Genomic DNA, 14,751 nt, shown 5'->3' on the forward strand with positions numbered 1-14,751 from the left:
CGGATACTGTTCTCTTGTTTCAGAGCGGAACGCGTCTTTCTCGAACGACACGCTCATTTCCAGCAACCGGTCAGCGCAACCGGGAAATGGCCGATTCCTTTCGTTCCCGTCCCTGCCTTTCACCGCTGAATTCCGTTTTCCTCATTCACACCTGTTTGACGGCAACCCCGCCGCACCACCGAACTTTTGTCATGAAAACTTCATGCGGCCGGCCATTCGCGCGCCACCGGCGGGGACGAACGGGCATTCACCCGAGAATCGACCAGCGCCTCGGAAGTTCGCCGAAAAAAAGGCCCTCCGTGGGGAGGGCCTGGCGGGTATCGTGCCTCCGCGGCGGTGCCTTACAGGATCAGGTTGCCGCGCTCTTCATCGGTCAATTGGCTGCGCGCCTGTTCGCCGAGGGCTCCGGCTCCGAGCACCTGCACGGCGCTGTCCGGGTTGTAGCCCGGCGAACGACTGGCGCCGTCGCGCGAAGGCTCCAGGCGCTCGTTGCCGAACCCGAGCACCTGCACCGTGATCACCGACGGCATGCGCTGCCGCGCGGCGGCCTGCTGCTGGCGACTGACGTCCTCCGCCGCCTGGGTCGCGGAACTCGCCGCGGCGCTGGCGGAGGTCAACGCCCCGGTATTCACCGAAGCCACCAGCGGAATGCCGCTGGACTGGCCCTGGGTCTGGATGTTCGCCGCGTTGACCACCTGCAGCGCCGCCACGTTGACGTTGCCGGAAACCCGGATGCCCGCCTCGCCGGCATCGATGGTGCCGAGCGGGGCGATCAGGTCGATGTCGCCCGGTGCCACTTCGGGAATCGGGTTGAGGGTGGCGATACCGGCGCCGGTGCTGGGCACCTGTGGCGACAGGCTGACGTTGCCCCAGGCGTCGTAGATGCGCCGCGGCGGGGTGTAGACCACGGTGGTCTTGCTGCCGCGACCGGCATTGATGTCACCCTCGGCCGACCAGATCTGGATATCTCCGCCGAAGGTGGTCATCACCCGGCTCTGGCCGAGCAGGATGCTGCCCAGGGCGTAGGAACGGATATTGCCAACGCCCTGGGTCACCACACCGGCGGTGGACGGCGGCGCCTCACCTTCGATACCGAATACCTGCTGCCCACCCGGGGTGAGCAACTGGATGTCGCCACCGAAGTTGGTGTGCACGCCGGCACCGCCATACATGACGATATCGCCTTCGTAGCTGATCGGATTGCCCGCCGGATCGCGCTCGGGGAACAGCGCGGCGATCGCGTTGCGCCCGCGCAGGTAGCTACCCTGGCGTACCCCGCCGACTTCGTTGTACTCGCGGCCGCCGGCCCTGAGTTCGGCGAAGTACACCTGGCGGGCGAAGATCCGCTGCTGCTCCGCCGGCAAACCGGCGAGAAACTCCCGCGCCTGCAGGGCGTCGCCGCTGAAGCCATAACGCCCGCTCAACCATTCGATCAATTCGTTTTCGTAGGTCCGTACCACCTTGCCGGGCTGTTCCGCCAGGGGCGTTCCTGCCTGCGCCAGGTTGTCGAGCGCCAGGTAACGCCGAAGGAAGCCGGAGTAGCCCGCCTGGCTGGCGCCCGCCTGCAGGACTATGCTGGCGCCGGAGCGCGTGTCGCCCGCGGCGACCGCCCCCAGGCTGGTGACCGCCACCTCGTCGTTCATCAGCAGGTTGCGTCCGGCGCTGATCTCCAGGCTGCCCGGTCCCGCGACGTTGAAGTTGCCGTAGAGGATGTCGCGCCCCGCTTGCACCAGCGACACGTCGGTAGCCGAGGTATTGACGAACAGATTGCCGCTGCTGGCGTAGTCCCCCATGTTGTCGTTCGCGGTCCGCTCGGAGACCAACCCAGTGCCGCTGCTGACGATGTCACGGCCGGCGATCATGCGCACCGCCCCATGCCCCTCGTAACGCAACTGGCCGAAACGCACATCGCCGGTCCCGGTGTAGCGTAGCAGCCGGCCACTGTCGACACCGACCAGATCGCCCGCAAGGGCGTAGAAGCGCGACGGTTCCAGCGCCGCACCCCATTCGCCGGAAACGCTGTTGGCGCCGAAGGCGAACAACGGGAAGCGCTCCTGGTTGGCGCGGCTGCCGTCGCTGGATAGGTTGTCGACCTGCAACGTGATCCCGGTATAGCCCTGGTAGCTCGGATTCAGCGGCGTGGCCAGGCTGCCGGCGCTGGCGCCGGAACGGCTGATGCTGTAGCCGCCGGCGTAGATGGAGTCGCCGGCCAGCAGGTCGAGACGGCCCTGACTCGACGGTGCCAGGAGCAGCGCGGTCCTGTCGCTGCGAGCGTTTGAGCGGAGTGTCGCGTTGCCATAATAGAGGCTGCCGGTCAGCGCCACGGCCGACAGCTTCGCCGGATAGACCAGCGCGGAATCGGTGTCCTGTTCCGTCCTGCCTAGGGAAACCGGGGTCAGGTTGCCTCCCGCCGATGTCAGGTCGATCGCCGTGCGTTCGGTCCACAACGAGAAACCGCTCAGGCCGTAACCCTCGACACCGCTGGCGCTGGTATAGGGGGTGCCGTTCATCAACGGCGTCCGACCGGGATCGACCACCCCCTGCAGCACCAGGTCGCCCAAGCTGTTCAGGCTGAAGGTGGCGTCGCCCGGCACCAGCGTCGGCCCGCCGTTGGCCAGGCCGAGGGTCGAGACGAAAGGATCGTAGGCGCGCCGTTCGCCCGGAACCTGCTGGCTATCCAGACGACCATAGTTCAGATCGATACCGCCCAGGCTCGTCGCCCGGAGCTGGGCATTGCCGCGCAGGTTGACCATCGCGCCGTACAGCGAACTGCCCTGATCGAAGGGCATCAACGGGTTGAGCGCACCGCCGATACGTACGTCCATGTCGCCGCCGCCGCTCAGGGTCAGTTGGCCATCGGCGCCTACCCGGCCGCTACCGCCCACCGCCAGCACCAGCCCCTGGCTGCGCTGCGACGTTTCCTGCGGAACGCTGGACGTGCGCGCCTCGATGACGCCCGCATCGCCCGCGACCTTCAGGCTCAGATCGCCACCGCCCAGGGTGCCGATGCCGGTGAAGCCCACCTGCTGCGTGGCGGCAGCCGCTCCGTCGCCGCCCGGCTGGCGCGCATAGGTACCGAAATTGATCCACCAGGCGGTGCGGTCGGCCGTACGGGCGGTCGAACCGCTGCCCTGGCGCCAGAGCCAGTTGCCGACGGCCGCCGAGTCGTAGCCGGCGTTGGGTACGGCGCCGGACAACCGACCCAGCACATCGCCACGCAGATCGCCACCGACCGCCAGCGTCAGGTTGCCGCCCAGGGTCGGGTACCAAGTGCTGTAGAGGCTCTGTTCGCCGCCGTCCACCCATTGCTCGTAACCGCCCAGCGCCGGATCGCGCAGAACGCTGCCGCCGTCCCTGGCACGCGCCAGGTTGTAGCTGGAATCGACCGCGCTCGCGGTACCGGCGGTGTAGACTCCGAATGGCGAATCCATACGCAGGTTGCCGGCGGCGAACAGGTCGAGATCGCCAGTGCCGGTGCGCAGCACGCTGAAGCGCGAAGCGTAGGGTTCGGCTTCCAGCGCATAGTCGTCGCTGGACGCAGCGCACCAGGTCGGGAAATCGTCACAGATGGTCGGGTAGCCCAAAGCCTCCGGGTCCAGTGGGTCGCCCGGCTTGATGCCGGGGTCGCCCCATCCTGCCACCCCTTCCTCGGTCCACACCATGCCGCCCGAACTCGCGGCGCACCAGGTCGGGAAATCGTCGCAGATGGTCGGGTAGCCCAAAGCCTCCGGGTCCAGTGGATCACCGGGCTTGAGGCTAGGATCGCCCCAGTTATCCACCCCTTCCTGGGTCCATACCAGCCCACCACCCGCCGCCGGTATGCGCCGCATGCCGTAGTGCGTATCGGCGAGGCGCATCTGCCCGCTGGAACGCGGATCGGTCAGCCGCGGATCGGCCGCCTGCAGATCGGCGCCAGCCACCAGGCGCACGCTCCAGGACTGCGAACCGGCCGCCAGCATCGGCGCGATGGCCCAATTGTGCGAAACCGCACCGGCCGGGCGTACGTCCACCGACGCGGCGCCATCGGGCAGGCGGATATCGCTGCCAGCCGGCAGGAAGGCCCCGGCGCGCAAGGCCAGTCCACCGGCCAGACGCACGCCGTCGACTTCGCCGCTGGCCAGCGTGGCGCGGCCGGGCAGTGGCACGCCGCCCGGCCAGGTCATCCCCGTCACGGGCGTCGCCAGCGGCAGACGGCTGCCGGCGCCGAGGCGGCTGCCGGCGGGCAGGTCCAGAGCCTCGCCGAGCAGGCTGCCGGCCGGCCGGAGCAGGTTGCCGGCGGCATCCAGCAACGCTCCCTCGAGCACCGTCCCCGCCGGCAGTTGCAGCGGCTGGCTGAGCACCGCCTCGACCGGCAGCCGGGTACCGGCGGCCAGGGTCATGGCCTTGATCGGCAGTTCGAAGTTGAGCGTCTTGCCGGCCGGGAAGAAGCTGTCGTCGTCCAGCCGCACGCCAGCCGTCGGCACCACCCGATCGCCGCCCAGGTGATCCTGGCCGGCTAGCAGCAACCAGCCCTGATCGTCGTCGGTTTCCGGCGGCGGGGCGAAACCGTCGGTGACGCTGCCGTAGATGTTCAGGTCGCCGCCGGCGCGGATCGCCAGCGAACCGGCCTCGCCGGAGCCGTATACCGAGGTTTTCGCCGTCCGCGGGTTAAGGCTGGCGTAGCGATGGCCCGACAGGTCCAGGTCGCCCTGCACCACTAGGTCGCCATCGGCCGTGGCGCTGACGATCTCCAGCCCGGGGCGCAGGTGGAAAGCTTCCGCGTAGGCGGCATTGTTCAATCCGGCCAGCTTGCCGTCGAGCAGGGCGCTATTGGCCAACGCCGCCTGCATGAACAGTTCGCTCTGCTGGTGCTTGCCATCCAGGTAGGCCTGGGTGATCTCCTGGTACGGCCGGCCGTTGCTCGCCGGCAGCGCGGCGACCGGCGCGTCGTCGTAGCGCTGCACGGCGCTAAGGGTGATGGCGCGGGCACCGAGGATCTGCAGCGGCCCCCCGGCGTCGATGGCGATATCGCCCGCCATCGCCCCGCCCAGACGCGACGCGTACAGGTCGAGGGTGCCGCGGGCGACGCCATCGTTCTGCCCGGGCGCGCTTCCCGCTGCCGCCTCGGTGCCGTGGCGCAGGTCGATACGGGCACCGGCGCCGAGGCTGAGCAGCCCGTCCCCGGCGTTCAGCTCGATCAGCGCGCGGTTCGGCGAATCGATGATCTTGCCGTAGCTGTCCACCCGCAGCCGCCGCCCATGGGCATCGAGCAGCGCCTCGCCACCGATGCTCAGGCCCTGCTTGGCGGCCAGGCGGATACTGCCGACCTGCTCGCCGCTGGCGTCGAGCACGCCGTTCACGCTCAGATGGCCACCATCCAGCGACACCTCGATCGTCGAGGCCCTGACGTCGTTGCCGATGTTCAGGTCGCCCTGCTTGATCTGGAAACTGCGCGCACCGAACACCTGACCGGCATTCAGGCGCTGGTTGAGAGCGGCGAACCGGCTGTCTGGCGTACCGTCCTCGCCCAGCCGCTGGGCACGGATCTCGACGCTGCCCGCGGCGTACGGCACCAGGGTGCCGCCAGCGTCGTATTCGCCGCTGCTCGCCGCCAGTATCTGCCCTTGCAGGTCGACCACGCCGGCCGCGCTGTCCAGCGCCACCGCCGTCAGGCTACCGGCCTGGTTGTTGCTCGCCGACAGGTCGATGCGCGAAGCGCCGGCCTGGCGGATGTTGCCGCCGTGGCTCAGCAGGTTGACTTCGCCGCCCCAGCTGTAGCGGGTCACGTCGTCGAAACGCAGCGCGCGCCCGGCCAGGTCGAGCTGGGCGCCGGCGCCCAGTTCCAGGTCCTCCTGCGCGGTCAGGCTCAACTTGCCGCTGGGCAGGCCGACGCGGGTGTCCAGCAGCAGGCTGGCGCCCTCCAGGGCCAGTTCGGCGCCCAGTGCACCATTGGCCAGTTCGACCGGGGTGGATGCCGCGCCGTCGCCCCCCGCGCTGACCCGCAACGCACCGCCCGCCAGCAGGCTGTTGCGTGAGCCGGCCTCGCCGGTGAGCAAGGGTGTGATCAGGTTGAGATCGCCGCCGCTGTATGCGTAGCCGCTACCAGCCCGATACTCGCCCTGGCTCTGATAGACCGCGAGGCTACCCTTGTGGTTGGCGGTGATCCGCTCGCTGGCCGCCAGGTTGACCGTGGCGAAGCCCAGCGCCAGGCGCTGGTAACTGTCGATGGCGCTGGGCTGGCTGAAGGGACCGTAGCCGAACTCCAGGCGTTCGCTGCGGATGTCCAGCGTGCCCTGGCCACTGCCGGCGCCGCCGGCGATGCCCCCGGCGGCCGGCGTCTGCGCGCCGTTCCAGATCAGGTTGGAGGTGCGGATCGAGGCGACGCTGTCGCTGTCGCCGTATCCATAGATCGCCGGGGTGCCCAGCACCAGGCGCGACAAGCGGGAGCGACCGCTGCTCGGATCGTAAGAATCGAGGCTGACGTCGCCGTAGAAGTTGAACGCGTCGCGGGCGTTCAGCACCAGCGTCTCCAGGGGCGGCGCGCCCTCCGACGCATCACCCTGCAGCAGGCGGTCGAGCACTTGCTGGTCGAGCGCCAACCCGGTCGGCAGCACACCGCGCTCGGCCAGTTCGGCCAGCAGCGCCTGCTCGCCGACATTGAAGCCGCCCGCCGCCAGGGTCAGGTTGCGGGTGCCGTAACGCACGCTGCCGTCGAGCACGAAGCGCTTGTCGGTGGCCGCGACCAGACTGCCCTCGGAATACAGCCGGGTTTCGCCGGCCACACCATCGGCAGCGGAAACGCCAAGCAGGATGTCGCCGGGACCACTGTCCGGCGTTCCGGCTTCCGGTGGCAAGACGTTCAGCACGCCGTTCGACAGGGCGAGCATGGAACGCCCTCCCGACGCATACAGGAAGCCATCCCGTGCATCGTAGGCAGCAGCCCCCCGCCCTAGGGTGACAATGGCGGCACCTTGTTCAAGGCTGATCGCCTCCCCCGGCCGATTCGCCAGGAGGAACACCTCGGGTGCGGCCAGTTCGGCGCCATTGCGCAGGACGATGCTTTGCGCGCCGTCGGTGATGTCGAAGGTGACGTAATTGCCGCCTTGCCCGTAGAGCACTGCTGGCGTCGAGCCGATCACCATGCGCGCCGCACCGAAGGCGTTGAGATCGTCGGCCCGCAGCGTCACGCCCTGGAACCCCTCGCTGGCCTGCGCGCCGGCTCCGACGATCTCGATCCGCTGGTTGTTGCCCAATACCACCAGACTACCGCCATAGCCGCCTCTGGCGGCCTGGAACAGCCCGGTGCCGTCGAACGCCAGCGCATCGGCACCGCCACCGGCGAGCAGGTCAAGGCGCAGGCTGCGCGCATCCACCGGCAGCATCGGCCGCGGGATGCCACGGCGAGCAGCATCGGCCATGGCGAAGTCGCTGTAACTCGTTTCGTTGTACTGCGAATGGCGCCGCAGCACATCCGCCGGGGTCAGCAGCACCTGGCGGAACAGTTCGTCGCGCACCCCGGTGCCGGCGAGGGACAACTGCCCGGCCAGCGACCAGGAGCCGCTGCGCATGAGCTGGGTGGGCGCTGCCCGTCCCAGCCCGGCCAGGCCGTTGAGTTCGACCCGGTACGCGCCGGGCAGCAGGGCGTAGGTCGACGGCAACAGGGTGTAGGTTCCCGCCGACAGGCCGGGCACGCCGCTACCGATGCTGATCTGCTGGCCGACCAGCGGGTCGACGGCGCCGCCTTCGGCGGCCACCGGCGCGATGCGCTGAACCCCGGGCACAATGGCGTAGATCGGATTGTCGACCAGTCCCGGCAGGTCGAAGCGGCCCTCCTCGTCGAAACGCACCAGCGGGTTGTAGCGCGCATCGGTGGAGCCACCGCGGCCGGAAACGAAACCGGCGCCGAGCAGTTCGCCGCCGCCGGAAAGATCCAGCGTCGTTCCGGACGCCACCCGTACGGAGCGGCCACCCAGGTCGACCCCGGTATCCATTATCCCCCTCTCGTTGAAGCTACCGCCGACGCCGGTCAGGGAGATTTCCTCCCCGGCATAGCGCCAGACCTGGCCGTCTACCGTGCCGCCGTAGGGCAAGGTCAGGCCGGCGCCGCTGACCGAGGTCAGGCTGCCAGACAACAACTCGACCTTGTCGGCGTTCTGGCCGATTTCCAGATAGCCCAACGGAGCGCGCACGACGCCGCCTTGAACGACGCTCGCCGCCCCCAGCGACAAGCGACCGAAGACCGCCAGGGGCTGCTCTGGCGTCGTCGCGTCGCTGCGCTCGATACGCAAGCTGCGCGCCGGGTCGAACGCCGCAGCGGCGCCATCGGCCTGGTAGCCGTAGCCGGCGAGAATACGCGCGCCCGCCCCGGTGCCCGGATAGAGCTGCGCAGCACGGATGAGCAGATCGCCGCCACTGAGCACCTGGGTGTTGATGCGCTCTACGGGCGTCGCGTTCCCCGCCAGCAAACGCATGTCGCCCGTGCTGGACAGCTCGACCCGGTCGAAGCCACGTCGGTCGATCATCTGCGTCCCGCCACTGGCGTCACGGAAACTACCGTGCGAGCCGAAGACCAGGCTGTCGCGTATATCCAGCACCTGCGCTCTGGCTTCGAAGAGCGCCTCGCTAGGTTGCCTGGAAACCTCGAACAGGCCGGTCGACAGCGGCTGGGTTTCGTTGTTCTCCGCCGCTTCGTTGACGAACGCTCCCGCCAACAGCAGCGACGGTGCCGACAACCTGACCCGGCTATCGCCGGCGGCGCCTTCGCCAAGCCCCAATGCCCCGCTGTAGAGGCGCAAACGTTGCGCCAGGGACAGCTCCAGATCGCCGGCGAAACTCAGCAGGCCGCCGCTGAACAGGGTCAGGTCACCGAACCCGCCATCCTGTACCTGGCTCGCCGCCAGGCGGCCATGGCCATAGGCATAGTTTCGCCCTTCCCCGGCGGCTTCGCGCTGCTGGCCGACGATCAGCTCGCGCGGGCGCAATACCTGGTCGGTCGCCAGGCTGGTCAGGTAGTTCGGCGTGGCCAGCGCCAGCGTCAGGCTGCCGGCGGCGGCACCTTCCCCGCCGGCGAAGGCGCGCAGGTCACCATCCAGGTACAAGCCGTTGGCCGACGCCAGGGAGATGCTGCCGCCGGCGCTGCTGACGCGGGTCTGGCCGACTCCGGGCACGTCCAGAAGCGCCTGGGTGCCGGAGGCATCCAGCAGGCTTCCCGGGCGCAGGTCGATGAACAGTTCGGCGGCATCGGCCTTGCCGCTGGCATGTTCGACCGTGCCGCCGATGACGATGCTGCCACCATCGGCCACCTGGCCGTAGCGCCGCCCCTGGAAGTCCAGCGCGGTCGCAGCGCGTGCGGCGACATCGAGCACACCCTGCTCGCCAACGCGGATGGCGCGCTGGTGGCCGACGCTCTCGACCTGGTCGCGCACCGGATCGGGCAACGCCACGCTGCCCAGTTCGATCGAGCCGCCCCAGGCGTTCAGGCGACCATCGACGCTCAACTGGCCGACGCTGCGCAGCTCGATGCGCTGGCCGGGATCGACCTCCAGCAGGCTGCCACCACCGACGTCGAGGACGCTGTCGGCCACCTGCCCGGCACCACTCTGGCGGCTGCCGGCCTGCAGGAACAGGCTGGCGCCGGGACGCTGGCGCAGTTCACCGTCGGCCGGCCGCTCCTCGTATAGCGGCGTCAGCCAAGGCTCCAGCGCGAGCAGCGGGTCGGCGCCGCTGGCGACGCTGACGGCGTCGTCGCGGAAACGGTACAGCGGACGCAGCACCTTCACCTGTGCGCCTTCCGCCACTTCCAGTCCCTGCTCGCCGATCACCTGGTAACTGGCGAAGCCCTTGTCGAAGAACCCGGCGGCCAACGCCAGGGTGCCGTCCTGCGCCGCCGCGCCAATGCTCACCCGCGGCGCCTGGACGCTCAGGGTGCCGGCGCCGGCGACGCCATGGCCGGCCAGTTCGCCGCCCAGTTGCAGGCGGCCGTCACCTGCCGCCGAGCCGGTATTGGCCGACAGCGTCAGGTCGCCGCCCTTGCCGCCCACCTGTTTGCCATCGGCGAGCAGCGCGGCCCCGGACGACACGTCGATCCGGCTGCCATCGCCCAGCGACAGGTCGCCGCTGCTACGCAGGGAAATCCGCCCGCCGTCGAGATGAGCTCGATCGGCATCCACGCCGCCCTGCGCCTGGTTGCTCCAGAGGCCACGCGCATCCAGCGTCACGCCATCGCCCAGGGTCAGGGCGGCACGCTGGCCGGCGGCGGGGGTGAGATAGGTATCGATCCGCTCGCCACGGGCTACCTCCACCTGCTCCAGCACGTTGCCCAGGCGCAAACTGCCGGCGCGCGCCGTGAGGTCGGCGTTCACCTCGACCTCGGGCGCGTACAGGACGATCTCGCCGCCATCGCTGACCTGCAGGGCATTGTCCACCGCGATCCGCTCACGGGCGGCCACGCGCAGCGCCCCCAACTCGAAACCCGACAGCCGTTCGCTGTCGAGCAGGAGGACGCCCCGCTGTTCGTCGGCCAGCGCGGTATCCAGGTCCAGGTTCGCCGCCAGCGGCTCGCCGCCATCGGCCAGGCGCACCTGCTGCAGGGTCGGCGCAAGGTTGTACAGCACGTTGCCGCTGGCACTTTCGTAGCGCGGGGTATAGCTGCCCACGATCAGCTCGGCGCCGCGCGCCACTGCGTTCTGCGCCTGCTGGTAGCCATCCGCGCCCGACTGCGGCGCGCGCACCTGGCGCTCGCCCTGGAATACCTTGCCGAGCAGGTCGCCCTCGAGCACCGCCGAAGCGGTGCCGACCACCAGGCGGCCAGCATCGCGGCCGACCATGTAGCCGCTCTCGTAACGGCTCTGCGGGGCGATCAGCGGATTGTAGAAATAGCGCGTCTGCCCCCAGCGCGGGCTGCTGTCCTCATAGCCGCGGTAGATGCCCTCGTAGAGCAGGTCGCCGGGGGCGCGGGAGATTTCGTAGAGACGTCCGTCGCTGCCCTTGAGCCAGGTCTGCCGGATCAGGCCGCCCTGCACATCGAGGGACCCGCCGGAGAGGTTGACCGTCGAGCCGGGCTGGCTCACCAGTTCGCCGCCGGTGAAGGTCAGGGTGCCGCCCTGGGCCATCCACTCGCCGGCCGAATGGTTGCGCGTGCCAAGGTAGCCACCCAGTTCCAGCAGGCCGCCGGCGGTATACCAGCGATCGGTGGCGTAGCCGTTGGTGCCGGCCGGAACCAGGACCAGTTCGCGGGCATCGACCCAGACATCATTGCTGGCCAGTCCGCCGCCGTCGCGGTTGACCGGCGCGTCGCGCTGCTCGTTGCCCTGGACATTGATCTGGATGTTGTTACTTTCCATCGCCACCTTCACCCCGACGGCGCCGGCGACGTCCACCTGCGCGCCGTCGCGCAGCAGGCTCCGGCCCGCCGCGCTGACCGCCACCTGGCCGCCGCTGGCCAGGGTCAGCGAGCCGCCCTGGAAATCCACGCTACCGCCGCTGACGATCTCAACCCGCGACTGCTCGCTGCGATCGGCGACCCGGCTGAGGTTGTCGAAACGACCGATCACGTTGTTGGTCGGCGTGGTGCCATCCAGCGCCTGCTGGGCGGCATCGCGCTGGCTGTCGAGGGCGCCGGCGCCGCTGGCGTCGACCAGCACCGCGGTGGTGCTGCCCTCGCCCAGGACCACGCTGCCCCTGGCGTCGCTGGCCGAGTTGAGCAGGTGGATGGTGCCGCGCACGTCGGTTGAGCTACTGGACAGAGCGACGCCCTCCTGGCGGACCTGGCGCCCGGTCAGGGTGATGTCGCCGGTGGCCGCCTGGATCAGACCCTGGTTGACCACCCGGCCGGCGGCGCTGTCAGCGGCCAGGGAGGTGGCCACTTCATTGCCGCGGGTGGTGGAGCGCAGGTTGCCATCGGTGCCGACGCCACGGCGAATGTAGAAGCTGTCGCCCGCCGCCAGGGTGGTCTGGCCCTTGGGCGTGACGATCTGCCCGGCGTTCTCCACCTCGCTGCCGAGCAACAGCACGTAGCCGCCCGCCGCGGTGGAGCTGGCCGGATTGGCGGTCTGCAGCAAGGCGCCCTGCTCCACCCGTACCGCGCCGGCGGCGTCGGTGAAGCTCGGCTGGCTGCCGTTGGCGTCGAAATACAGGCCGCGTTCGCGGAACTGGCTGTCGCTGATGGCTGCGGCGGCGACGGCCAGGTTGCGTACGTTGACCTGGCTGCTGCCGCTGAACACCACACCGTTGCGGTTGGCCACCATCACCGTACCGTCGGCCTTGATCTGGCCCTGGATCTGGCTCGGCCGGGCGCTCGGGTCGTTGACCCGGTTGAGCACCGCCCAGTTGCTCTGCTGGTCGAACTGCAGGGTGGTCTGCCGGCCGATGTTGAAGGTTTCCCAGTTGAGGATCGCCCGATCCGCGGTTTGCTCGACCGTCACCGTGGTACGCCCGTCGGCCTGCGACTGCACTGGCGCCTTGGCGTTCTGCCAGGCCTGCTCGAAAGGCAGGGAAGCGTCTACTTTCAGGCCGCCCTCGCCCAGGCCGTCCGGGATGTCCGTCGGCGCCGCCAGCGCGGCCTGGCGTCCCGCCGCCTGGGCGGCCTGCTGCGCGGCGATGGCCGCCACGGTGTTGTTGAGGTTTTGCAGCGAACGCTGCAACTGCTGGTTGACCTTCTGCTGCTGGGCCAGCGGCGGTGGCGTCATGCCCGGCAACTGCGCACTCGGACGCGCCGCCCCGGCGCTCTGCTGGGCGCCCTTGGCGGCGAACCAGGCGGCGCTGAACGGCTGGGAAGCCTGGGCGCCACCTGCAACCATGAGCAAGGCGATGATCTGCGCCAGCGGTTTCAGCCGCGGCAAGCCGCCATCGAGCGAAACGGTGACGGGGGACGACGGCACGAACGGACGAGACGGCATGACGCGAGATTCCTTGGGCGTGTTCAACTCGACGCGTCGGCTTGCCAACGCGCATTCCTGATAGAAAGACAGCCCGCAACCGGGCGGGCCGAAGTCTTGTCACGGAAAGTTCATGGAAAGCGGCTAAGCGCCGGAAAAAAGAAACCGGCAGTGCTTGCGCACCGCCGGTCTCCGCTATCGCCCGTGGACTGGAGCGTCTTAGAGCGGACGGCCGATACCGTTGCAGACGTTGGAATGGCCGATGTACAGGTTGTTGGTGGAGGTCAGGAACGACTGGCGTACGGCAAGCTTCCAGGAAGCCGGCAGCGGCACGAAGCGATGGTTGGTGATCGCGGTGTCGTTGTTGACGCTGGCGCCGTAGTGACGGGTGAAGAAGTCGCGCACCTGCTGGGTCTGGGTAGCGTCGGCGTAGCACTGGCTGAAGATCAGGTTGGTGAAGCCGAGGATCGGATAGCCGGTGGTCGGATAAGGACGGACGCTCGGATCGGTCGCACTGGCAGTGGCGGCGAAGACCGGCACCCAGTTGTTCGGGTCTGAACGCTGTGCGGTGGTCGGCGGGGTAACGGCACCGATGGCTGCCGAGACGTTGGCCGGAGCCGGCGATACGCCGCGCACCTGGGCGACCTTGGTGGCGTCGTCGAGGCCGGCCAGCGTCGGCGCGGCGAAGTCCGGGCTCATATAGGTGATGCGGCCTTCGGCGGCGTTGAGCGTATTCATCACGGCCTGGCTGCCCTGGGCCGATATGGCGCCAGCCGGCAGGCCGCCGGAGAAGCTGTTACCGAAGCTGGTGGTGATGGCGAAGGTGCCACCTTCGAGGGCGCTGGAGCAAGAGGCGTTGAGGAAGCGGGTGAACAGTTCGGTAGTGCCGCTGCTCTCGGAACGGTAGACCACTGTGATGGCGCCGCTACGGCCCGATCCGGGAATCTGGCTCCAATCGGTCAGACGGCCGGAGAAGACACCGCAAAGGGTGTTCACGTCTGCGAAGTTGACGGCGTTGCTACCTGACTTGTTGAACGGCAGAGCGACCGAAGTAGCTACCGACGGCACTTGGATCAGCGGTCCCCAGGCGGAGCCATGGGCGCTCAGATAGGGGGTGGTTTCGCCGCTCGGGTTCAACTTGGAGTCGCTGCCGGCCCAGTGCACGTTCTTGTTGGTGGTGCCGGCGACGAACTTGGTGTAGTCGTTGTTCAGGAAGGCCGCCTTGCCGTTGCCACTGCCTACGCCGATGTAGGCGGCAAAGCCGGCGGTCAGGACGCCGGGCTCCTGGTACAGCTGTTGCGGCAGGGTGGCGCCACCGCCGTTGATGTCGGCCATGGCTTGGGCGGATACGAGGGCGGCCACGCTCAGCGAGGCAGCGATCAGAGAGCGCTTGAACATGAAGAATCTCCTTTCATCGTGGTGTTGGTACGTTGAGGAAGTCGTCTTGCATGAGGCGGCGCCGTGCTTGCCGGGCTTTGCATCCCTAGCCGGTCGAAGGGGCCGCTGGGGATAAAACTCGCAAGTTCCGGTGACAGATCGGGGAAAAAATCTCGGGAGCATCGAATTGTTTTCGCAGCCTTTCCTCGGGTGTTCGCAGGCTCTGCGCCGGGCCTTTTCGCGGGACCTGCGAGGTTCCGCGAGCGCCTCCCGGCGGCCGGCCCGCGACGGCCATGGCGCGCCCTCGGGGCAACCTCGCTGAAACATGCACCCGAGCCCTGGCGAGGGGCCACACGGGTTGATGACAGCGAGAGGAAGGCCGGCTTGCACAAGCCCACCCGTAGGGCGGATTACGCCAGCGGCGTTATCCGCCGATACCTCTCTTCGGAAGATTGCTGAGACGCCCCATCCCCACGGCGGATAGCCGCGAGCGGTTAATCGCCCAGCACGGGAAAGGCTT

At 68.8% G+C, this 14,751-nt stretch carries 2 protein-coding genes; both read right to left on the reverse strand.

The annotated features are described in order from the left end of the window. Positions 1–341: 341 nt before the first annotated feature. Positions 342–12,875: a filamentous hemagglutinin family protein gene (locus ACM0M4_RS24015; protein ID WP_115288857.1), complete on the reverse strand. Its 12,534-nt coding sequence runs from the start codon at positions 12,873–12,875 to the stop codon at positions 342–344. 198 nt (positions 12,876–13,073) lie between these two features. Then, positions 13,074–14,252 carry a substrate-binding domain-containing protein gene (locus ACM0M4_RS24020; protein WP_023116094.1) on the reverse strand — a complete coding sequence of 393 codons (1,179 nt, stop codon included), beginning with the start codon at positions 14,250–14,252 and terminating at the stop codon, positions 13,074–13,076. Positions 14,253–14,751 lie beyond the last annotated feature (499 nt).

The organism is Pseudomonas sp. 18-147 (genome assembly GCF_051048045.1).
Taxonomy (GTDB): Bacteria; Pseudomonadota; Gammaproteobacteria; order Pseudomonadales; family Pseudomonadaceae; genus Pseudomonas; species Pseudomonas aeruginosa.